Raw genomic sequence first — 23,588 nt, 5'->3', positions numbered from 1 at the left:
AGGGCATAAGTAAATAGGAGGCGGAAAATATGGAAAAAAATAGATGGATAGAATTAAAAGAAAAACGAATCCCCATATCGAAAAAAGAACCCATAGGAATTTCCTATGCCTACGATTCTACTTTAGTAGATACAGAAGGGAGAAAATATATAGATTTTTTAGGTGGCATAGGAGTAAATGCCCTAGGCCATAGCAATACAAAATTCAAAGAAGCTCTAAAGGAACAAATCGATAAGGTCATTCTTGTACCCAATCACTTTTTGAATGAGCCCTTAGAAAAAGCCATTAACGAGTTGGTAGAATATTCCTTTGCCGATAGAGCATATTTTGTAAACTCTGGAGCGGAGGCCAATGAAGGGGCCCTAAAAATAGCAAGAAAATATTGCCATATGTATAGTAAAGATACAGAGGCAAGAGAAATTGTAGCCATGAAAAAATCCTTTCATGGAAGAACCTCTTCCGCTATTGAAGTAACCGACAGTATGGAATTTGAGGATGGATTTGGAGAATCGGAAGAATCCTTCAAATTTGTTGAATTCAACAATGTAAAAGAGTTGGAAGAAACTGTAAACGACCACACTTCAGCCATTATTTTGGAGCCGGTCCAAGGAGAGGGCGGCGTCAATGTAGCCACGAAAGAATTTTTGGAAAAAGCAAGAGAATTGGCAGACAAACACCATGCCGTTTTGATTTTTGATGAAATTCAATGTGGAATGGGCCGTACAGGAAAATTATTTGCTTACGAACATTTTGACGTAGAGCCCGATGTTATGACTTTAGCAAAGGCCTTAGGAAACGGGATTCCCGTCAGTGCCGTATTGGCAAAAGAAGAATTTGCCTCTATTATGGGTCAAAAAGATCATAGTACCACTTATGGAGGAAATCCCATTGCCGCTACGGCAGTAAGTGTAGCTTTAGAGGAGATCAACAAAGAAGAAACGTTGGAAATGGTTCAAGAAAAAGGGGAATATTTCCGTGAAAAATTAGAAGAACTAAAAGAAGAATTCTCAGAAATCGAAGAAATTCGCGGACTTGGATTGATTGTAGGAATTGCTTTCAAAGAGCCATGTACAGACATTCCAGAAAAACTTCTAGAAAAGGGATTTATAGCAGGCTGTACTAGAGAAAATGTATTGAGAATGCTGCCTCCCTTTGTTATCACAAAAGAAGAAATCGATCGTTTTGTAACGGCTTTACGAGAAATATTGAAAAAATAAAAAACCTCCCTATATAGGGAGGTTTTCTTATGAAAAAATTATTCCAAATTTTCTCGTTTTACAAAGTCGTCCTTGATTTCCTTAACCTCAGGCAACATTAGCAATAGACCAATCATATTTGGTACGATTAAGCAAGCTAACATTAAGTCTAGGAATTGGTACAAAGTACTTAAATCAAGTAAAATCGCTGCAAAGATAGAAGCGATATAAACGCAACGCATAAATACGCCAAATTTAGGACCAAATAAGAAAGATCCTTGGCGTTCGCCGTAATATGTTACTACGATAATCGTAGATAATACGAACAATAAGATACTGATAGTTACAATTCCACCACCAATGGTTGGACCAAGTAGGCTTTGGAATGCAACCGATGGCATAGAAGCTGCTTGTGCTGTTTCAACTTGTGTCCAAGTATTTGTAACAAGAATAGCAAGACCTGTAATAGTACATACAATGATTGTATCAACGAATACTTCGAAAGTACCCCAAATCGCTTGGCGACCAGGATGGTCTGTTGTTGCTGTTGCATGAGCAATGGCAGAAGTACCCATACCCGCTTCGTTAGAATAAGCACCACGGCTCATACCATTACGGATACCAGCGGCAACAGTAGACCCAGCAAAACCACCAATGGCAGAAGTAGGTGTAAAGGCATTTTCAAAAATACTTAAGAAAGCGGCAGGCAAATGAGTTACATTCGCTAAAATTACAGCCAATCCACCAAGAATAAATAACAAAGCCATAAAAGGTACTAATTTTTCTGTAAAGCTAGCAATTTTTTGGATTCCACCAAAAACAACCAAAGCAACACAAATCGCCAAGACAGCTGCTGCGGCAATTGGAGGAATACCAATCGTTTCAGCCGTTTGTGTAAAAGAAAGAGCTTGGGTCGCAATCGAAGGAACCAACTCAATCATTAGGAAGAAGGCGAACAATGTACCAAAGGCTGGAATAGGAGAATGTTTCAAATAATACATAGGTCCCCCAACAAAGTTTTCCCCTTCTTTTTCACGATATTTAATCGCCAAACTAATTTCCGCAAATTTCGTAGCACAACCAACAAGAGCGGTCATCCACATCCAGAAAATCGCACCAGGACCACCAGTAGCAACGGCTACAGGAACCCCAACGATATTGGCTGCCCCAATAGAAGAAGCCAAAGCTGCAGTAGCCGCTTGGAAAGCAGAAACCGAACCGTCTCCCTCTGATTTTTGGAACATACGACCAAAAGTTTGTTTCAAAATATAACCTAAATGTCTAAATTGGAAGAATCCAAGATAAACAGTGATAATAACACCACCACCAACCAATAGAACCAACATAGGGATACCCCAAATCCAGTTGGAAATGGCCAGCAGAATATCAAATAAGCCTTTCATATTTATTTACCTCCGAATGAATGGGCAATTTTAGTAAAAAATGCCAAATAATGTGCTTTTACCTCTCCCTCAATATGAGGTAGGTAAACCCGTTCTGATTTTTTATGAATGTCTTTTCCCCAAGGACCAATATTTACAACAGGAATGGAGCGCTTACAAAGAAGCTCAAAAGGAATCGAATAGGATTCTCCCCAAAGAGGAATGTTCTCACTCACTTTTTGACTTTCCTCTAAGGTTTCTTTTGTAGAAACATAGCTTAAATCACTAATTCCCATAAAATAATGTCCATTAGAAACCTTTCGCCCATAGATTTCTTCTCCCGTTTCTTCGATCCATTCTTTCCAAGAAACCGGTAGAATATCAGGAGCAAAAGGATAATAAGGAGGAGATTGTGCCAAAACAATACATGGATCCGTATAATCCAAGAATTCCAATAGAGCCTCAATAACGAAGAAATTAAACTCAGGAGTGGATAAATCTCCCTGATTTAGCTCTTCTTCGTGTTTTTTCTTTATGGAATCCAAATGACGAGTCCAAGAATCCTCTTCCTTTTCCAATGCCATTTGCAAAAGTTCTTCATAATAAAAAACATTCATAGCAATGGAACGCTCTTTCCCATAAAAAGAAAGATAGTCCTTCTTGTAGGCCTCGATTTCAGAACGAGCCAAATCGAGACAAAGAGAATGGAAATGTTCCATAATCTCTCCAGCAGATTTTGAAACCGTAACTTGAGCAAAAAGCCCCCCAGCAGCCAAAGGAATCGAAGCGTCATATCGCTCCTTAAAATCCCGAGCCATACTCCAAGTAGGAGGAGGTGCCACAACATGCTCCGTACGATCACAAAGATCCAAATTTCGTTCCGTCTGTTCCATAAGTTTCCCAAGAATCATCAAAGGATTAAAGCCCGTAAGAACTTCCCCAATATGGGATTTTACCCCTTGAATATAAACATTGAGCATAACCTTACCAGCGGAACTATCATAATAAATAACATCGCCATTATCATTAGAAGTGTAAGGTTCCCCATCCACTCCCAAAACATACTCTAAATCAAACTTCTTTTCTAAAGTATCCATAAGATATTGACTATAGCGCATACCAGCCGATAAATTTTCCTCATCAGGAACCGATAAATACAAAAGATTCAAAGGCAAATTTCGCAAAATAGCAGCATTTAGAACGTCCAATTGAATCACAAGGCCGCCTTTCATATCAGCAACCCCTCTACCGAAAAGCCAATTTCCAGAATCCAAATCCTCTTGAACCAAAGAATCCAAATCCCTCTCTTTCAGTAATTCCGTCAACTCTTCCCCTCTAAAGGCGAACTCTGCATCCTTGCCATATTCCTCAACAGAAACCACATCGTGATGATTGATCAACAAAGCCGTACGGCCCTTTGACTCGGGGCTTAAATAAAGTCCCCAGACAATTTCACGGCCCAGAGGATCGCCCTCTAAAGAAAAACGTCCCCTTTGATCGGTGTGTTCTTTGAAATAAGGAATTTCAGATAAAAAGTTAAAAATCCAGTCTTCTGCCTGTTTTTCGATGTTGGTATTCGTAATACTAGAAATGGAAACGATGTCCAACAAATTCTGTCTAACCATATTTCACTTCCTTTCTTAACGATATCGATGCCAATAAGCCTCTTTACGGCAAAATGTATACATTATACACATTATACCCTTTTAGAAGAATAAAGCAACATTATTCAGTCACTTATATTTCACAGTTTCATCACAAATGAAAAATATAAAATTTGTACAAAAAAATAACACCGTTTCTTTGAAAAAATACAGAAGAAAATCCCTTGAAAATTTGTTATTGCATATAGATTATATCGGTTTTGTGTGTTAGAATATTTTTAACATATATTTTGCCGTGATATTGGGGAAAAGCGTATGTTGGGAATAATTCTAAAGCATAAAACAAACGTAGGAAATCGTTGACCACGAGGATATTAGACAGGTTGAAAAAAAGGGGGATATTATGGAATCTCGTGACTTTATTTGGAATTATTGGAGCCTATTAAAAGAAGCCAATGAAACAAAGGACGTAATTCAAGAAAGCTTGGGAAAGCAGTACAATTTAACACAATTACAATTTAATGTTTTGGCAAAAGTAGAAGCCTACGAAGACAAATCAATTAGTGCATTGGCTCGTAGTTTTCAAAAAGATCATGGAAATATCTCTAAGATCTGCACCGTATTGGAAGAAAAGGGCTATATTTATCGAGAAAAATCAGCAGAAGACAATCGGGTGGTATTCCTGTATTTGACCGATCAAGGGCGAAAATATAGGGAAGAATTTAATCGATGCGTATCCGATTCCTACGAAAAACTAAACAAGGTTATGACTTTAGAAGAACAAAGGCAATTTTTCGAAACCATGCGTTTTGTAAACGACTGTTTTAGCAATTCAGAAATAGTAAAAGAACAGCGGAAAGCCTTAAAAATGCAACGAAGAGAAAAAACAAAAAACCGCAAATAGCGGTTTTTTTTATTACTGTTTATTACAATTTTTTAACGTTTTCGTGAAAGAAGAGAGAGATGAGAATAATTCCTATATAATAAAAGAAATGAAAAAAAGGAGATGAAGAGATGAAAAAATGGACAGTCATTTTTGCCTTTGCCATGGCTCTGTTTGTGTTATTGCCAACGGATATCTATGCGAAGAGCGAACAAGGATTGCGCAGTCCACAACAACTGTATTTGGACAATCAACCAACAGAATTACGAGGCTACAACATTAACGATTACAACTACTATCGCTTAAGAGACTTAGCCGCCCTATTGGAAGGAAAAGTAGATTTTAATGCAGAGGGAGCCATTGATGATATAACTATCTACAAAAACACCCCTTATGTACATTTTTCCAGTGACGTAGGCGCCACAAGCCAAAGGGTAACCGCCATAGAAAAAAACTTAACCATTCAAATTATAGACAATGGACAAGTGCAAATACGAAACCTAAAAGCCTATAATATTGACGGGTTCAACTACTTCCGCTTACGAGATGTAGGGGAGATTCTTGGATTTGGCGTAGATTACGATGGGCCAAACAACCGAGCTTTGGTAATGACAAATGCAGAGCAACCAGAGCCACGGGGACGAGTAATCTTAGGAAATGAACGTTTATTTAGCGAATATTCCCATTTAATTGACGGAAAAAAAGTAGGTTTAATTACAAACCAAACAGGCGTTGATGCAGAAGGAACGCCAATTGCCCAAAAACTAAAAAATTATCCAAAAGCGGAATTGATCGCTCTATATAGTCCTGAACATGGATTGGACGGGAAACAACCAGCCGGGGAATATGTATCTTCTTATTTTGATAACAATTTAGGATTGCCCGTTTATAGTATTTACGGCCAAACAAGAAAACCAACCCCAGAAATGCTAAAGGGAGTAGATGTATTACTATACGATATGCAAGATATTGGATCTCGCACTTACACCTACATTTCTACTTTGAACTACGCCATGATTGCTGCCAAAGAAAATGGCATTCCTATTGTGGTATTGGACCGCCCCAATCCATTGGGGGGCAATATTGTAGAAGGATTCCTAAGGGAAACCCGATTCAAAAGTTTTGTAGGAATCGATAAAATGCCAATGGCCCATGGGATGACGGCTGGAGAATTGGGACAATTTTTCAACCGAGAAATCAAAGCCGATTTAACCGTAATCCCATTGAAAAACTGGACTCGAGACATGGTATGGCCTGATACAGGCTTAGTATTTGGACAAACGAGCCCAAATATTCCCGATTTAAGTAGCGCCTTTTTATATATGGCAACGGGTTCTGGGGAAGGAACAGGAATTGGACAATCCGATAAATTCCACTGGGTTGGCGGAAAAAATTTGGACTCTAACGAATACGCTCGCCGCTTGAACGCAGCCAACTTACCAGGGGTACGATTCCACGCCTCACCACGAGGAACGCGAGGCGGTGTAAGTGTAAAAGTAACAGATTTCCACACATTCAACCCAGCTCGTACTGGCGTTTATACTTTGGCCATCGCCAACCAAATGCGTCCCATCACCGTACCAGAATTGAAAAAGCCGTATCATATGTTCTACTTGATTCAAGGAAGCGAAACCATAGCACAAATGTTTAGAAACCAAGCTTCTCCAGAATCCATTGTAGCCGCCTATCAAAAGGATGTAGAACAATTTAAGGCCCAAAGAGAACCTTATTTATTGTATCGTTAAGAAAAATCCCTCATTGGAGGGATTTTTTTGTGAAAAAATAGCAAAACCACAAGAAAAATGACTATCTTTTTTCCAACTTCATGTATAATAGATTAAGTCAACTACATATGTATATATATCGAAAAGTTTGGATTTTTTCCAATTTTTTTCAAATTTTTTTGTAAAAAATAAAACTGCAAGGGTCACCCCTTGCAGTTTTTGCATTGCATGACAAGCTCTGCGATAGACTTATCCAAGCTTTTCAATGTTGCTTCAAAGCGAATAATTAAATATACGCAAAGCACTATCGCAAAATTTTCTGCGTTTATCATGCTGATGATATCTAAATTTTCCATTTTTACCTCCTAAAAAAGCCCGATTTTTTTCGCGCCCGGCGGTAAAATAAAATTTTCTTCTTCTTCGTCGTCTTCGATTATTACGCTACCTTTAGAAAAAGGCTCATGCGGAAATGGATCGCGACCGCGGATTTTTTCCGCGGGCGCTCCATTTTCTAAAGACTTTTTCAAGGCTTCTTCACATGTAGGGCATAAGGAAATTTGCCCTATAAGTAAGCCGTCTTTTTCAATCTCTGCCACGCTTGCGACCGCCGTCGTGCGCTTGCACACATCACACTTTCCGCGATAAGGACGCAAAAATTTCTTAAATTTCATTATACTGCCGTATCAAAAAGCGTGCTTGAAGAAGTGATAACAAAGTAAGCGGATATAACTCCAACTAATGGCGCTTCCGTTCTAAAGACTTCTGTCGATACTATGCTTTCCATTACTGGGCGCACTTCTGCTGCTGAAAGGTCATCTTTTGGGTCATCTACGATAATGTTATATTCATTTTGTTCTGCATCCATAAAAGTTAAGACTAATTTTTTCTTTTCCATGCTTTACCTCCTTATCCTTGCTTTAGTGTATGGTCTTCTTCCTTTCCATACTCTACAGGATTTTTCTTGTACAAGCTCGCAAGCTGTACGGCGCAATCATAAATTTGTTCGTCTGTTGCTTCTGGGTTGATATCTCTGAAAGACTTTCTTTTCAGACGCATTTTTCCGCTATCTGTCAAGCCGTTATCAAAGTAGATTGTCATACGGCTGATGGTTTTCGTTCTTTGTACTGCCATTTTTTTCCTCCTTGAATTTTGAAAGTGAAATTTAGTTGCACAACTACGATTATAGTATCACATGAAAACGCTTTTTTCAACCGCTTGCGCCCTTAAGTGAAAAAGGCTTTTTTCACTCTTTGAAGTCAAGGGGAAAAACGAAGTGGCCCTTGACGAAAAGTGGAAAAAAGCAAAATAATAAAAGGGCGAAAGCGGGCGAATTAGACGGGGTCAGCGTTCGCGCGACGACGGGGGGCGAGGAAGCTGTAAAAGTCGGCCTTTTTCGCGGTAGCGAAAATGATCAGCCGACTTTTTCTGCTTTCGAGCGCCTCCTTGAGGAGCGCGAAAAGGAAAGCGAAAGAGAAGAAAAGGCCGTAAAAGGGAAGCTCGTTGACTTTGGCAAAAATATTTTTTATATTTTTGCAAGAAGTCAACGGGCGCTTTAATGGAAGAAGACAGAGCGCCCACGCGCGAGGGGAGGAAAGGAAAGCGAAAGAAAAAAGCTTCCAAGCGTCGACGAAAAAGGGCGCGCGCTAATGGGTGGGTGGAGGGCTTGCGCGCCCTTTTTCTAGGCGCGGGTTTTTCTTCGCCATGGCGGAGCAAGACAAAAAAAACCCCTCGCAGTGTGGGAGCGAGGGGTGGCGAGCGCCGGACGGCCGACTAAAGCGCTTTATTACTAAAGGGTTATAGGTCGGCGCGCTTTACCTTGAGATGTAAAAAGATTGGTCTTTTTTGCTTGCACTGTATCCGATAAGCTCTAAAAGGTCATAGAGTGGTACAAAAATTTTTCCGTCAACATCTACTTTTTTTATAGTGATTTCTTTTTCTTCTTGCTTAAAAATCAGCTTTGCTTCTGCAGGGCTTGTGATACCCTCGGGGGCTTCTTTTGCTCCGCTTACTTGATAGGCTAAATCTCTTTTGAAAGTCTGCCATAAAGCCCAGCCGTTTTTACTCATGTGGTTTGGGCAAATTTTTCCGCTTGCATCAAAATGTCTTACTACTCTATCTAGTGGTATATCAAGGAAAGTCATCAAAGCTTCTACTATATCCAGTGTGTTTTTATACATCTTTTTGTAGTTATCGTCGGAATTGATGCACATTTCAATTCCCAATGAGTTTTGATTTGTAATCGTTCTGTTACCTTTTGCGCCGTCTCCGCAGTGCCATGACGCTCGCTCTGTGAAGTTTGTAATCTGTGCTATATGCTTACTATCTACAATAAAGTCACAACTCGCTTTTCTGTCGGTAGTGTGAAAATATCTGACATGGGAATCAGCTCCAGCCCCTCGGCTGGAATTTCCCGTGTCATGTATCACAATATACTTAATTTTTTCTTTTCTTGGGCTTGTATGGTGTGACATAGGCGCATAAATGCTGACCAAATCCTTGAAATAGTCTTTTTTCATTGCTTTTTCCTACCTTTCTTCAAAAATTTCCCTTGCTTCTTGTGTAGCTTCGTCTGCTCTTGGCTTAAACCCGAAATAAATCCTATCTACTACTACATAGGTATAGTAGTTTGTTTTTCCGTCTTTTTGGTAGCTTTCAACTTGAAGTCTACCCTCTACTGTAATTCTATCCCCTTTCCTTGTGTGGTTCAAGGCTAGATTTGCGGTTTTTTCCCACGCTTTCAATCTTATAAAAGTTGTTTTTTCTTGGGTCTCTCTTATGGCCATTGATGTATCTGCTATCATCTTTCCGCCTTTTGTATATCTTGCTTCCCAATCTGCACAAAGGTTTCCGTTCAAAATTACTACGTTCATAGTTTTTCCTCCTCTAAAATCTTCCAGTCAATGGGCTTCACTCTACTTTTTGCCCTCTTTGCTACGGCTTCTATCCACTCATAGCCCCCGAAAGCTTCGGACAACAGGGCTACCGTTGGCGCTACTTGGCTATCAATCCATAAAAATTTTTCTTCTACTCCTTTCTTCTTTGGCTCTCTATATAAAGTGACTTTCTTGCACTCTCCTATCAGTTTTAGCCAGTAGTCTGCCGTCGGGCTTCGCGATATGTTGCTTTCTTTCTTGCTGATGGGGCGGAAGTAGGAAAGCAAAAGGCCGCAAAAAGTGTCTGATATGCTACTTTCTAGCTTTTCTATAAGTGTGATGATGTAGTCTTTTTTTACCTCTGCTTCTATTCTTTGCCATATCCCGCCGACTTTCATCTGCTTGGCTTTGTCGTAGATTCTGAAAAAAACCTTGCTCGACCGTGACCCGATATAGATCGTTTCGACATGCATCTTCTTATCTTCTCCAATTTTTTCATATAGTTTTATACTTCTACTTTTTGATATATAAAGCCCTTTTCTTATACTTTCCACGCATGGGGTTATAAGGTCTGTATCCACGTCGAGCGCTATATCAAGTCGCGTGAATTTCAGGTCTTTTTCTTTTTTCTTTTCGGAGAGGAAAGCCCACAGGTCGACCCCTAAAGCTTCAAGGAAGCGACAGCCCTGTCCGCTTATTTGCGTGTGTACTCCCATGCTTTCCGCTCCGTCAGTGAAAATCTTTATACCGCTACAAGCGATAATTTTTTTGTAGCCTAGTCCGCCCTTTGGCAAGGGGGAAAAGTCTTGCGGGGATAAAGGAAAAAGATTTATCACGGGGGCTTCTTCTTTTTCTTTTACTAGGGTGAAAGCTATCCAATCTATCAGTATTTTTTTCATGTCATTACTACCCCCGTATTACAGTACGGGGGTGTGACAGTTCGGGCGCCCCCGCCCTAAAGGCTACCACGAAAAGTCCCAGGGCAAGAGTCGCTTGCGCTTCTTCTCTTGCCTTGGGCCCCTCTCTTTTCGTGGTGCCATGGGCTTGGGGGAAGCCCATATATAGAACGGCTTTACTCATATAGTCCGACCTCCTTAGAGTTCCCATATACTTGCTCGCTATCTTTCCACAAGTAAATTAAGCTTGTATTATAGGAATCATGACCTAAAAGCGTGCGCACAAGCTCTATATTTCCAGTACTTTCCATAAGGTCTTGAGCAAAAGCTCTTCTCATGTCATGGCTTGTAAAGTGCGTTTTTTGGTCGGTCTTTCTTCTCCACTCCACAAGGTGGAACGAAAAAGTACTTGCGGAGACTGAAATTATATAAGGTAAGTCGGTCTGATACTCGCGGATTTTTTCAAGGTGCTTTTCTATGATTTCCTGTGCCTTTCGGCTATATACTTTCACTATCCTATCCTTTGCCCCTTTTCCGTGTATAGTAGCAAAGTAGGCGACTTCTCCTGTCTCCATGTCGACCCTTTTTTGTATGTCTTTAGTGATATCTAGTGTCACGGTCTCGCCTATCCTAAAGCCACTATATCGCATAAGCTCCGCCATAAAAACACAAGGCTCTCCGCCATGCTCTTCAAGATACGCGACAAGGCTTTTATAGGCTTCGTCTGTGAAAGCTTTTTTCTTGGCTTTCTCTATCTTTGGGAGCATAATTTTAAGTACGGGAGACTGCTCGACTTCTCCGATCATCATGAGATACTCGAAAAAAGTCCTTAGGCTTGATATCTTCGCGTGCTTGGTACTTGGGCGCATACCGATAAAGCTTTCCAAGAAGTAATTATTAAGGTCTCGGGGTCTTACTTCGGTTATTTCAAGGTTTTCACTCTCTAGCCAATCGAAAAGATGGAAAAGCGTCACTCTGTAGTTTTTCAAGGTGTTTTTGCTTAGCCCTCTTAGTCGGCAGTTTTGGAAGTAATCGGCAATGATTTCGGCATTTCTTTCGCTTACGCTTGTAATTTTCAAGGCTTCCATGTCTTTCTCCTCTCTCTTTTTTCACAAAAAATCTTTTTTTCTACCTCCATTTTATCTGATATAATAGATTAGGTATGAAGGAGGAAGTATGAAATCAAAATCATCATCCATAGCAAAATCAACAGGGATCATCATTCTATTTTCCTTTATCGGAAAGATGATGGGATTCGGACGAGAATCCTTAGTGGCCTCTGTCTTCGGAGCCGGCTTTGAAAAAGACGCCTTCGTAGCAGCCCAATCCGCCACATCCACTGTCAGTATGTTTATCGTAATGGGTATCAGCACCGTATTTATTCCCGGATTGCAATCCGTATTATCCGACCGAGGAGAAGAAGGAAAAATGCGGTTTACCAACAATATATTCTACATCGTCTCTCTCTTGACCTTTTTATTAACCGCTCTAGGAATTTTCGGAGCCCCTCTACTAGCAAAACTCGTAGGGCCAAGATTTGACGAACAAACCGCCAGACTCTGTATTCAACTAATCCAACTGGGGATGCCCGTAATTATATTCTCCGCTTATGAAGGAATCTTTACCGGTTATCTCCATTTCCACGGACGATTTGGAATCGCAGCATCCGTGCCCATCTGGCTAAACACCGTATACTTAGGCTATTTGTTTTTCTTCGCCGACAAATACGGAATTCGAGGACTAACCATCGTGTCCGTTCTTGCCGTAGTCGCCGAAGCCATTGCCGTATTCTGGGGATCGGCCAGAGTAGGGTTTCGCTTCAAAGCCGTATTTGACTTAGCAGACAAATACACACGACAAACCATCCTACTAGCCATCCCAGCCATAATAACTGTAAGTATCAACAACATCAATACGCTCATTAACCGGGCCCTCGCCTCAGGACTTCCAACAGGAAGCATGAGCCGCTTGGACTACGCCAACAAACTAAACGTATTGATTATCGGGATTTTTATCACCGCTATAACCTCAGTAATTTTCCCCGCCATGGCAAAAGCCTTTGATGAAGGAAACCTAAAAAAAGGCAAGAAAATCATGAACGGAAGCATCCGTTCCGTATTGCTAATCACCATTCCAGCCCTAGTCGGACTCATGGTATTGGCACAACCCATTGTAGAACTCGCCTTTATGAGAGGGGTATTTACTCAAGCTGACGCCGATGCAACCGCCGTATGTTTACGCTATTACACATTAACACTGGTAAGTTTATCCGTAAACAACGTACAAAACCGTGTATTCTATAGTTTAGAAGACACCAAAACCCCATTCTATTTAGGAGTAGTAAATGTAATCGTAAACGTAGGATTCAACCTACTTCTCGTAAACTATATGGGAATCAACGGACTCGCCCTAAGCGTATCCATTGCCACAACCGCCGTATGCATCGCAAGTTTTTATCTACTACGAAAAAAACTCGGCAACATCGGAATGCGTTCCTATATCAAACTCTTTATCAAAACCGGAATCGCATCCATTATTATGGGAATCTTCGCCTACCTAGTATTCTTTGGATTAGGCGGCATGGTCATGGGACCAAACCCAGGACTAACAATGAAATTCCTATTCTTTATGATAGCCGTAGCCGGATCCGTAGTCGTATACGGAGCTTTACTCTACCTACTAGGCTTAAAAGAAGCCAAAGATATAAAGATTATTTTACAAAGAAAACTAAAAAAAGCATAAAAAAAGCCTCCCTCGGGAGGCCTTTTTTGTAGAAACTTTGACAGAAACTTGAATAAGTTCTATAATATAGGTAGTTGAATTGCTTTTTCGGACAAAAAATGGAAAGTCTGTTTCCTATTTTATAGGAAAAAGGAGTGGAATCATGAAATTTGGCATGAAAGTAAAAAGTCTTAGAGAAAACAAAAAAATGACTCAACAAGAGCTAGCCGATGCCATTGGAGTCAGTCTAAAGACGGTAGCCAATTACGAAACCCGAGGAGTCATGCCCAGATATCGGGACGTCTACAAATTATTAGCTACAGCCCTAGACACAAGTGTAACAGATCTACTCAACGAAGACGACGAATGGCGTCTATTCGATTGGGACGATCCCATAGAAATACAACATTCCCTAGATCACTTAATTCAATACATACAAAGCCAAACTGTCGACGAAAAGAAAAAAAGAGAAGTCGTAGATTCCATACAAGAAGCCTATTACATAAGCCGAGCTAGCGAAAAATAAATAGAAAACAAAAAGAACCCCAAAGAAGGTTCTTTTTTTATTGGAAAAATTTTTCTTTTGGAAAGAGTATTTTTCTTACACGTCATTTCGAGGCGGTCCTCCCTACTACGTCATTTCGAGGGAGTCCTCCCTTTTATGTCATTTCGACTAAGAAAACCGCAGGTTTTCGCATGGAGAAATCTCACCGGGGTGGGCGTCCACCTAGGGGGAAGCCCTTGGGCGTGAGAACGTAAGACCCCTGTCAGATTTCTCCACTCGCAATTTTTTACAAAAATTCCTCGGTCGAAATGACGTAAGTGGGGTGGAATGACATAAATAGCGAAGAAAATTCCCTACCGCGAATCCATACAATGCTTTTTTGTCAGAAAAAGCCACTGATAGAAAAGCGTTAGGGTAACAAGGGTGGGGGTCCTAGGGGAGGGACATAGGGCGAATCGCAACGCCCTTGTCCCTGCCCCTAGAAAACGAAACACAAAAGAATGAGAAAGTGGGCGAAACTCGCGAAGAAGGAAGAATCAAAAATATCCCTTTATTTCCACGGAGCACCCTCCCAACCACGTCATTTCGACTAAGAAAACCGAAGGTTTTCGCATGGAGAAATCTCACCAGGGTGAGCGTACACCTAGAACAAGGCCCTTGTAACGACAAACGTAAAAAGGGTGTGAGATTTCTCCACTCCAAAATCCCTAATGGAATTTTTCCGGTCGAAATGACGTAATTGGGGTGGAAAATCCTATCAAAATTCCTCGAACGAAATGACGTAAGTGGATAAGGGAAATGGGTTTTGTTGATTCCAAAGTAACCGAAAACTTCATATACTTTCTCATTTCCTTATTTTTTTTACCCGGGGAGGGCGAAGGGAGTTGCGATTCTCCCTCATGCCCTCCCCGGGACCCCTCCCCTTACACCCTCAAAACGCGCGGAATGTACGCTTTTCTCCGAAAAGCATTCTATGGATTCGTGGCGAATTGATGTTTCTGTTGGGGTGAGGAAGAGAGAGTTACAAAAGGTTAGGGGGAAGTGTCCTCCCTTTTTGTCATTTCGAGGGAGCGAAGCGATTCGAGAAATCTCACCGGGGTGAGCGTTTACCTGGGGAAGGCCCTTGTAACGACAAACGTAAAAGGGATGTGAGATTTCTCCGCTACAAAATCCCTAACGGAATTTTTCCGGTCGAAATGACGTAAGTGGATAAGGGAATTGTCTATGGAAATATAGCAAATTTTATAAAAAGTAAAAAACATCCCTCTAAAATAATCAATTCAATAAAACCAAAACATCCGTAAAAATGTAAAAATCCAAATAAAACAAACAAAAACATAAAAACAGAACAATTAAATAGGAGTTTATAAAGAAAAAAGAAAAAAACGTGTTTAATGGCTATATAATCGGATTGACAGAGGATCACATTAAATATATAATCATAGTATAGTATTAGGGGTATTACATATGAATCCAAGGAGGAGACCTATGAATAAGAAAGTGTTGTTCAGCTTGTTATTTGTATTTTTCTGCAGTCTATGTCTTGATAGTAATGTAGCCTTTGCGGCAACGAATGTTTCGGACTTAGCAGAACTAAAAAATGCAATTGGCAGTGGAGAAACAAAGATTACTGTAACGAAAACAATTTCGATTACAGATACGGACACGGTAGATGGTCAAGGGAAAACCATAAAACTAGCAGAAAATGTTGAAAACATGTTTTCTGTTGGAAGAACAGGAGACCTGACCCTAGAAAACTTTACTTTAGATGGGCAAAACGAAGGTAGATTCATTTTTGCTAGTGAAGGTGCAAAGGTTACCATTAAAAACTCCGCTCTAAAAAATGGCTCAACCGATACCTTTGAAAAGAATATAGTATCTGGTGTGAACAAGCAACAATACTCTGGAGGTGCTATCTATGCTACCGGAGCAACTTTGAATATAGAAAATACGACCTTTTCCGACAATACAACGAAATCTTCAACGCCAGTGGCGGAAAATCCAGGAGACCCTCCTTTGCCGCCCCATGGCGGAGCCATATTTGCTACAGCAAATTCAGTAGTAAATATTAAAGGGGGAGGATTTTACGATAACTCCACAGGGAAGGTAAATACAGAATATGGAGCCCATGGAGAAGGTGGAGCGATAAAATTAGAAAACTCTACTTTGAAAATAAATGATGAAATCACTAGAACTCACGAGACCCAATTTATAGGCAATCATGTTGCAGACTCATCCAATACTGGGGGATTGCAAGGAGGTAGCATAGAAGCAACAGGCTCTAAAGTTTACATCTACGGGACTACCTTTAACATACCAGGTCCATTTAATACAGGGGGAGCCATCAAATTTGAAGGCTGTGAGGAAGCAATAATCAAATATTCCTATTTTCAATTAGAGGATAATAAAGGACAAATTGGAGTTGCCGGTGGAGCCATAACATCGGAAGGTTCTAATTTAACTATGGATACAGTTACGCTTCTCACAGGAAAAGGAACCTATGTACAAGAATCCGGAGGTTTGATTCAAGTTGTAGGAACGGGAACTTTTAACCTTAAAAACTCAAGATTAACAGGAAGTGGAATAGGTTGGAACCAAACTGGAGTCAACAAAACTGCCAAATACGGCGGAGCCATAGTCTTCTATGATCACTCCAGTGTAAACGCTTTAATTGAAGATACAAAAATAAACGACTTTACCGCGGAGATTTCCGGTGGTGCGATTGCTCTAAATGCTCAAATTGGGAAGGGCAAACAAACGGAAACGCAACCAGAATCTTCAACAAACCTAACGATTAAAAATACAAAGATAATCGATAACGTTACCTATGCATGGAACAATACAGCCTATGGTGGAGGAATTTTTAACGGAATTGGTAATACAGTTGTAATAGAAGGAGGACAAATCTCTTCTTCTCAATACTCTTCTACAGGTGGAGCCATTTACAACGCTGGTACTTTAACAGTAACAGGAACAGCAGATGTACCAGCTAAAATTATAAACAACAAGGCCTACCACATGGCAGCAGGTATATTAAACGACGGATATTTGAAAGTAGACTATGCTCAATTTTCTGGCAACCAAAAGGGCGACAGGTCTAACGCCAATCAACACGTTTATAATACAGCTGAGATGTCTGGGGAAAATATTTACGCAGTTCAAGACGTAATAATTACCCCTAATGCAAAATTTGACGGAAGAGACATTCGTGTTTTAGACGGTCAATCCGCCGTTTTATTAACAGGTCCACTAACGAACCAAATAAATATTTCAGTTAGTGAACAAGCTAAAGAACAAAGTGATAATACAAAAAATAATCCACAATATCCAGTTCATCCAAAACTAAACGAGCCTATGGTTAGACATATTGGCTATGTAGTGGCAAAAGGAACAGACGGATATACTGCAACAGCAGAAGACGCTAAGCTAATTCATTATGTAACTAAATATAAAGCAGATGACGAAGATAATATTTATAACCAAGCTAGTTCAGAAGAAACCAACCACACTGGCGTAGGAGCATGGGACTATGTTCTTAACCCTCAAACCAATCAAATAGTTTTAGGCCAAAGAGCTAAAATGGTTTACCATGGAAACTCGGGTAAAATTGGAACTCAAGACTCTCAAGAACAAATTTATACAATTTACACTAATGTAGCCCCATACTCTGACATAGAGCAGATGCTTGCACTAGATACAAAACCAACGCGAGAAGGATATACTTTTGTTGGGTGGTATTATGATGATGAGTCTACGAATACAAATGGGGCTAATGCTGTAAAAAAAGCGATCCAAAATTTAAGAAAAGATATAGAGGATTATAAGCAATACCTATTTGATTTCTCAGAAAAGCGTTTTACAGACGATAAACCAACAACCAATGCCGCTAACAATACGACACTTATGGCTAATAATTCTAACGCCAATGAAATAACTGGAATACTAGATCCATATATTGTCAACACTTACGCTGGATGGGCAATAAATCCAGAAATAAAAGTATCTAAAACTTGGAGTGGAGCAAGTGAAACAGAAAAACAATCTGTAACTATTCAACTAAATGGAGCTGAAAAAGCGTCAAATGTAGACTTAAACACAGCTAATAATTGGACAGGTACGTTTGATAAACATCCCGCTTATGAATGGTCATTCAATAAAGAAACTCAAACTCAACAGATTTCTGACAAATCTTATAGTGTAACAGAAACTAATGTACCAGAAGGTTTTTCCGTTTCATATTTACCACAATCAATAGAAGGCAAAAACTTATATGACAACGCTGGATTTACGGTTACCAACACAAAGACACAGACCTATAAAGTAACGTATCAATTTGTAAGTGGAACAGCAGGAAAAACTCTTCCAGAAGGAGTGAATGAATATCTTCCAGGAACACAGGAAAATGTAGCAGTTGGAACGACAATCACTCCTGAAAAAATAACTCAGACAATTCAGGATGAGACAAATGATGGGACATGGACATTCCAATCATGGAATCCAGAAAATGTCACAGTAAAAGACAAAGACGTAAAATTTACGGGAACATGGGTGTTCACTCCAAAAGAAACGCCAAAACCATGGATGCCTGTAAAACCAATTCCAGACTCAGGATTGTTAAACAAAGAAGACCACAAAGCCTATATGTTCGGTTATCCCGATTGGACCTTCCGTCAAGAAGGAAATATGACCCGTGCCGAAGCCACAGCCATGTTTGCTCGCTTGATGAAAGACTATCCAAAAGAACAAAGAACTTACAACATCAACTACCCAGACGTAGCCATGGATCAATGGCATTACGAAGCCGTAGGATATATGAGCGAAATGAACATTGTAGAAGGCTACCAAGATGGAACCTTCCAACCAAACGCACCAATCACAAGAGCCGAATTCGCCACTATGGCCTCAAGGTTTGACGAATTGGCAAAAACCGGTGGAGCAAACTTTATAGATGTAGAAAACAATCACTGGGCTCTAGCCTACATCAACTCCGCCGCAACCAAAGGATGGGTAAACGGATATCCAGACGGAACCTTCAAACCAAACCAATCCATTACCAGAGCCGAAGTCGTAACCGTAACCAACCGAATGTTAAACCGTAAAGCCGACGAAGTCTTTGTCATCGAAAACATAGACAAAATCACAAACTTCACCGACTTAACTCCAGCCCACTGGGCATACTACAACATTCAAGAAGCAACAAACGGTCATGATTACAACCGATTGGAAAACGGAATTGATGAAGACTGGATTCAATTAAATGGGGAAGAATTCCGATTCGCTGTATCCGGATATAAATTCCCAAGACCTTAGATAGGAGGAAAAAATGAAACGATTTTTAAGTTTATTCCTCGCGGTAGTCATGGTATTTACCATACTACCGTACGAGGCAAAAGCAGCAGATGGAGACTATAATGCCACTATAACATTTATTGACAATACTCAAAAATTTTCTAATGGAACAAATACTATTACAAAAGAATTCACAAATCCCAATGAAGCAATAGGAAATTTCGGGAAATACGATAATGGGTCTGGTTTTTTTAAACAATATTTTGTAGGCTGGAGTAATGAGGCCAACCCAGATGGAACTTCCCTTTATTTTAGCCATGAAAATATAGGAAAAATAATACCAAATGGAGGAGAAAAGACCTTATATGCTCATTGGGTTGGAGGCCTTGATTTACTAACATTATCAGCAAAGAATGGTTTAGTAATAGATATAAATTCAGGGGTATCAGATAAAGAAACTTTACCTAATAACTTAATTAAAGTTTCTGAAGGTTTTGATGGTTCTTCTGATAAATATTTAGTGGCTTATTATGACCAAGAAAAAGAAATCAATGAAATTAAATTTAGCACATATTTAATTCCACATAAATACGTTGCCTTAATGACCTATGCAAATCCTGGGGGAGTTTTATCTAATGCAGGGGACTGGGCCAATTTAAATGATGGAGCACAATATACTCATATTGACATTGAGTTGAATATGGATGAGGATATAACAGTAGCGAATTCTTTAGATTTAAGTTTTACTAGTTATGCTTTTAAACCCCATGCTTTTATAAGTGAAGATAATACTAGATTAGATGGAGCTAAAGTACAAGCGAAAAACGACCCTACAGTGAGAATGGAAGCAAGCAATAACGATACTAATCCTAATCACATAAAACTTAGAAATACAATAAGAAATGATTTTAATACAACGTATTCAATAGTTGGAGATTACGCTCAAGTAACATCACCATATAAACTAGAATCCAACAGGATACAAGATTTTATTATAAAAAAAGATATAGCAAAAAATCTAGCTAAAAACAATATTGGGAAAAATTTTGGAACTTATGAAAATGTAAACAAAGATTTAGATTTTTTAATTTCTAATGGTTTTATAGATGGTATATCTAATCCTGCATCGCTGAAATCAGAAATACCTAGAGTTGATTCAAGTGATTTTAGTATCACTTTCGTAGCTCCAATAGCTCGTTTTGATAGAAATTCTCTAAACCTTGGAGAAAATGAAGACAAGCAAAATGAAGGATTTTCTATTTTCGCCCTTAATGGTGCTATGAATTCTGATGATTTCAATACTGGAACCCAACCTAATATAGAGCTATCTCAAGCAGGAGATACCTTCATTAAAGACGACAATTACAAAATTGTCGAAACCAAAATAACTTTCAATGGAAAAGACTATATTTTCAAAGGTTGGAATACTCAAGCGGATGGAAAGGGAAAATTTGTAACAAGAGAAACGGTTATAACTCCAGATATGCTAAATCAAAAAGACAATGATAAAGTTGAAGAAGATATGACTTTGTATGCGATTTGGGCAGAAGAAGAGAGCAAACCGGAACCATGGATGCCTGTAAAACCAATTCCAGACTCAGGATTGTTAAACAAAGAAGACCACAAAGCCTATATGTTCGGTTATCCCGATTGGACCTTCCGTCAAGAAGGAAATATGACCCGTGCCGAAGCCACAGCCATGTTTGCCCGCTTGATGAAAGACTATCCAAAAGAACAAAGAACTTACAACATCAACTACCCAGACGTAGCCATGGATCAATGGCATTACGAAGCCGTAGGATATATGAGCGAAATGAACATTGTAGAAGGCTACCAAGATGGAACCTTCCAACCAAACGCACCAATCACAAGAGCTGAATTCGCCACTATGGCCTCAAGGTTTGACGAATTGGCAAAAACCGGTGGAGCAAACTTTATAGATGTAGAAAACAATCACTGGGCTCTAGCCTACATCAACTCCGCCGCAACCAAAGGATGGGTAAACGGATATCCAGACGGAACCTTCAAACCAAACCAATCCATTACCAGAGCCGAAGTCGTAACCGTAACCAACCGAATGTTAAACCGTAAAGCCGACGAAGTCTTTGTCATCGAAAACATAGACAAAATCACAAACTTCACCGACTTAACTCCAGCCCACTGGGCATACTACAACATTCAAGAAGCAACAAACGGTCATGATTACAACCGATTGGAAAACGGAATTGATGAAGACTGGATTCAATTGAATGGAGAAGAATTTAATTTTGCCGTATCGGGATACGCAGAATAATGGAGAATAGAAGAAACCTGTGCCAAGCGCAGGTTTCTTCTATCTATAGAGAGGGATGAAAATGAAAAAATGTTATATGTTGATATTGTTGTTAAGTTTGTTTCTGTTTCCAACAAGGATTTGGGCCGCTAGTAATGATTATGTGGTAACAAATCAAGAAGGGAAAGTGGTAGGTAGCTATTCCAAGGAGGAAACAGGTAAGATGATTTCTTTTTTAAAAGAATTGAAGTCAGGAGAATATGTTCTAACTCTAAATGCAGACGTGGTTTTGGACGAGACTCTGGAGTTGAAAACCAATTTTATTGTTGAAGGGAATGGACACACAATAAGAAAGAATCCAGAAGTCTCTTTGCAATATTTTTTGAGCGCTACGGGCGAAACGGAGGAATCTTTTCATTATAGAAAGATTCGTAATGTAAATTTTTTAGGAGATTCCAAAGAGGATAGCGGGATAGGCCTTATTTTTGAAGGGAAGAATATAGAAATTATAGGTTGTAATTTTGATAATTTATCTACTGGTGTTCTAATTTACTCTGTTCAAAATGCATCCATCGTCAATTCAAATTTTATCAATAATAGAGGACTTGGCGCTGGAGGAGCTATGGTCACAGCAGGGAAATGCGAAATAAGAAATTGCAAATTTCACAATAATTATGCTGTGTCTGGTGGAGCTCTTGTTTTATCTGTAGGAAATGAAGTAGAAAATAGAAATCGGATAGAAAATTGTGAGTTTAAAAACAATTTGGCGGAAGAATATGGAGGAGCTATTTTTATAACAAGTAGCGGAAGGGGAATTTTGGATATTGTAGATAGCCAATTTTTATCGAATTCAACAGAATCATTGGGTGGCGCTGTCTATGCTGGGTCAGAAGAAGCGATTGTTAATGTTGACAATTGCCAATTTATAGGAAATCGCACAACGGAACAAGGAGGAGCGATTAATTCTTATAGCCAATTGAATCTTTCTGGGAACACGAAGTTCTTCAACAATAGAAGTGAAGTAGAGGGTGGAGCGATTTATTCCTATGAAATGGATCAATTGAGTATAGAGCCAAAGGTGTTGTTTCAGTGTAACTATGCGGACACAGGTTTCATTCTTCATGGAGAATATATAGGAAAGACAAATTCTACTTTAAGCAAAACGGATTATTTTTTAGAAAAAGATAACATTATAAATAATTACGATATTTTTGTTCAAGAGGAATTTTTAAAAGATTTAACCAGAGAAGAAAAAAGAGACTACAGTAGAAACGGCTATCCAACAAAACCAGAGGAAAAGGTTCATATTTTTAATTACTGGCCAAATAGCGGAAAAGGAGAGTTTCATGACGATGTTAATGAAGCCAGTGAGAAATATACAATCTTAGGACCAGAGGATCCAAAGATCAATATGAAAAGAGATGGGTACACTTTTTTGGGTTGGAATACAGAGGCAGATGGAACGGGCAAAAGCGTGGCAATTGGAAGTGAATATGTTGTTGCCGAGATAGATGGAGCCTGCGTTCATTTGTATGGGCAATGGGAGAAAATTCCAGAACCGTGGATACCTGTGAAGCCGGTGGTAAAATTAGAAAAACACTCAGCTTATATAGAAGGCTATCCAGATGGAAGCATTCGGCCGATGGATTTTATTACTCGTGGGGAAGCCGCTGCGATGGTGGCGCGTTTAGAGGGTTTATCTCTTCAAAATTCTTCTGTGCCTAACTTTTCAGATACTTTAGGCGATTGGTACGATGTGTATGTAAATGCCGTTGTAGATAAGGGAATTATGAAAGGCTATCCAGATGGTAGTTTTCAACCGAATCGACCCATTACTCGGGGAGAATTAGCAAAGATGTTGGATGCGATGGATCCAGAGAATGATGGTCTGGCTCCTTTTGCAGATATTGTTGGACATTGGGCAGAATCTTCCATTCATAAAGCGTATGGAAATGCCAGAATTTTGGGATACCCTGAAGACGGAACCTTTCGTCCGGATCAGTCGATTACCCGTGGAGAAACGGTTGCGATGTTGAATCGAAAATACAATCGTGTGGTAGACGAAAAATCTTTGGAAACATTGAAGGAAGGGAAGATAAAATCTTTTACGGATTTATCTTTGGAAGAATGGTATTTCTGGGATATGGTCGAAGCGTCAAACACTCATGAATATATGCTGAGAGGCGAAAAAGACGAATTGAATCGTTCTTTGGAAAATTGGCATTTTATTTTAAATTAGAATA

At 39.6% G+C, this 23,588-nt stretch carries 19 protein-coding genes; 9 read left to right on the top strand and 10 right to left on the bottom strand.

Translation table 11 applies throughout. The annotated features are described in order from the left end of the window. Nucleotides 1-29: 29 nt before the first annotated feature. Complete coding sequence (locus LQU94_RS06560; RefSeq protein WP_230696899.1) at nt 30-1,217, top strand: aspartate aminotransferase family protein; 1,188 nt, start codon at nt 30-32, stop codon at nt 1,215-1,217. Nucleotides 1,218-1,255: 38 nt separating this feature from the next. Here LQU94_RS06560 and LQU94_RS06555 read toward each other — a convergent pair whose 3' ends face one another. Together LQU94_RS06555 and LQU94_RS06550 are read right to left on the bottom strand one after the other, a co-directional pair. After that, complete coding sequence (locus LQU94_RS06555; protein WP_230696898.1) at nt 1,256-2,599, bottom strand: sodium:alanine symporter family protein; 1,344 nt, start codon at nt 2,597-2,599, stop codon at nt 1,256-1,258. Between the two features lie 2 nt (nt 2,600-2,601). Continuing rightward, nucleotides 2,602-4,203, bottom strand: a complete 1,602-nt coding sequence (locus LQU94_RS06550) for a M20/M25/M40 family metallo-hydrolase (RefSeq protein ID WP_230696897.1) — start codon at nt 4,201-4,203, stop codon at nt 2,602-2,604. 382 nt (nt 4,204-4,585) lie between these two features. Between LQU94_RS06550 and LQU94_RS06545 the strand changes: the two genes are divergently transcribed. Together LQU94_RS06545 and LQU94_RS06540 are read left to right on the top strand one after the other, a co-directional pair. Next, the gene (locus tag LQU94_RS06545; RefSeq protein WP_230696896.1) at nt 4,586-5,086 is read left to right on the top strand and encodes a MarR family winged helix-turn-helix transcriptional regulator; all 501 of its coding nucleotides are present in this window, start codon (nt 4,586-4,588) and stop codon (nt 5,084-5,086) included. A gap of 110 nt (nt 5,087-5,196) precedes the next feature. Further along, nucleotides 5,197-6,810 (top strand): DUF1343 domain-containing protein, encoded by a 1,614-nt coding sequence (locus tag LQU94_RS06540; RefSeq protein WP_230696895.1) that lies wholly within the window; start codon nt 5,197-5,199, stop codon nt 6,808-6,810. A 182-nt stretch (nt 6,811-6,992) separates the two neighbouring features. On the opposite strand, the gene LQU94_RS06535 is transcribed toward LQU94_RS06540, so the two are convergent. The 4 genes from LQU94_RS06535 to LQU94_RS06520 are packed head-to-tail and all read right to left on the bottom strand — an operon-like array spanning nt 6,993 to nt 7,920. Then, nucleotides 6,993-7,145 (bottom strand): YvrJ family protein, encoded by a 153-nt coding sequence (locus tag LQU94_RS06535; RefSeq protein ID WP_230696894.1) that lies wholly within the window; start codon nt 7,143-7,145, stop codon nt 6,993-6,995. Nucleotides 7,146-7,154: 9 nt separating this feature from the next. Then, nucleotides 7,155-7,460 carry a hypothetical protein gene (locus LQU94_RS06530; RefSeq protein WP_230696893.1) on the bottom strand — a complete coding sequence of 102 codons (306 nt, stop codon included), beginning with the start codon at nt 7,458-7,460 and terminating at the stop codon, nt 7,155-7,157. Then, on the bottom strand, nt 7,460-7,684 hold the full coding sequence (locus LQU94_RS06525) for a DUF2922 domain-containing protein (RefSeq protein WP_230696892.1): 225 nt from the start codon (nt 7,682-7,684) through the stop codon (nt 7,460-7,462). The genes LQU94_RS06530 and LQU94_RS06525 overlap by 1 nt, the downstream gene beginning before the upstream one ends. 11 nt (nt 7,685-7,695) lie before the next feature. After that, nucleotides 7,696-7,920 (bottom strand): DUF1659 domain-containing protein, encoded by a 225-nt coding sequence (locus LQU94_RS06520; RefSeq protein WP_230696891.1) that lies wholly within the window; start codon nt 7,918-7,920, stop codon nt 7,696-7,698. A 149-nt stretch (nt 7,921-8,069) separates the two neighbouring features. Between LQU94_RS06520 and LQU94_RS06515 the strand changes: the two genes are divergently transcribed. Further along, a complete protein-coding gene (locus LQU94_RS06515) occupies nt 8,070-8,345 on the top strand; it encodes a hypothetical protein (protein ID WP_230696890.1) in 276 nt (91 codons plus the stop codon). Between the two features lie 255 nt (nt 8,346-8,600). Here the strand turns inward: LQU94_RS06515 and LQU94_RS06510 are convergent, their stop codons facing one another. The 4 genes from LQU94_RS06510 to xerC all read right to left on the bottom strand — a co-directional run bounded on the left by LQU94_RS06510 (nt 8,601) and on the right by xerC (nt 11,646). After that, on the bottom strand, nt 8,601-9,305 hold the full coding sequence (locus LQU94_RS06510; protein ID WP_230696889.1) for an N-acetylmuramoyl-L-alanine amidase family protein: 705 nt from the start codon (nt 9,303-9,305) through the stop codon (nt 8,601-8,603). 9 nt (nt 9,306-9,314) lie between these two features. Then, nucleotides 9,315-9,659 (bottom strand): single-stranded DNA-binding protein, encoded by a 345-nt coding sequence (locus LQU94_RS06505; RefSeq protein WP_230696888.1) that lies wholly within the window; start codon nt 9,657-9,659, stop codon nt 9,315-9,317. After that, nucleotides 9,656-10,561, bottom strand: coding sequence for a replication initiation factor domain-containing protein (locus LQU94_RS06500; protein WP_230696887.1), 906 nt, complete (start codon nt 10,559-10,561; stop codon nt 9,656-9,658). The genes LQU94_RS06505 and LQU94_RS06500 overlap by 4 nt, the downstream gene beginning before the upstream one ends. A gap of 173 nt (nt 10,562-10,734) precedes the next feature. Then, a complete protein-coding gene (xerC, locus tag LQU94_RS06495; RefSeq protein ID WP_230696886.1) occupies nt 10,735-11,646 on the bottom strand; it encodes a tyrosine recombinase XerC in 912 nt (303 codons plus the stop codon). Nucleotides 11,647-11,734: 88 nt separating this feature from the next. On the opposite strand from xerC, the gene murJ reads away from it, so the two are divergent. The 5 genes from murJ (at nt 11,735) to LQU94_RS06470 (ending at nt 23,584) form a co-directional block, all read left to right on the top strand. Further along, nucleotides 11,735-13,300 (top strand): murein biosynthesis integral membrane protein MurJ, encoded by a 1,566-nt coding sequence (murJ, locus tag LQU94_RS06490; RefSeq protein ID WP_230696885.1) that lies wholly within the window; start codon nt 11,735-11,737, stop codon nt 13,298-13,300. Nucleotides 13,301-13,442: 142 nt separating this feature from the next. After that, nucleotides 13,443-13,805 carry a helix-turn-helix domain-containing protein gene (locus tag LQU94_RS06485; protein ID WP_230696884.1) on the top strand — a complete coding sequence of 121 codons (363 nt, stop codon included), beginning with the start codon at nt 13,443-13,445 and terminating at the stop codon, nt 13,803-13,805. 1,467 nt (nt 13,806-15,272) lie between these two features. After that, the gene (locus tag LQU94_RS06480) at nt 15,273-19,094 is read left to right on the top strand and encodes an S-layer homology domain-containing protein (protein WP_230696883.1); all 3,822 of its coding nucleotides are present in this window, start codon (nt 15,273-15,275) and stop codon (nt 19,092-19,094) included. Nucleotides 19,095-19,107: 13 nt separating this feature from the next. Next, a complete protein-coding gene (locus tag LQU94_RS06475; RefSeq protein WP_230696882.1) occupies nt 19,108-21,366 on the top strand; it encodes an S-layer homology domain-containing protein in 2,259 nt (752 codons plus the stop codon). Between the two features lie 61 nt (nt 21,367-21,427). Continuing rightward, nucleotides 21,428-23,584, top strand: a complete 2,157-nt coding sequence (locus LQU94_RS06470) for an S-layer homology domain-containing protein (RefSeq protein WP_230696881.1) — start codon at nt 21,428-21,430, stop codon at nt 23,582-23,584. Nucleotides 23,585-23,588 lie beyond the last annotated feature (4 nt).

This window comes from Peptoniphilus sp. KCTC 25270, assembly GCF_021012875.1.
Classification (GTDB): Bacteria; Bacillota; Clostridia; order Tissierellales; family Peptoniphilaceae; genus JAJMZJ01.
Note: the sequence above shows the minus strand (reverse complement) of the source record. Positions and strands in the feature narration are given on the sequence as shown.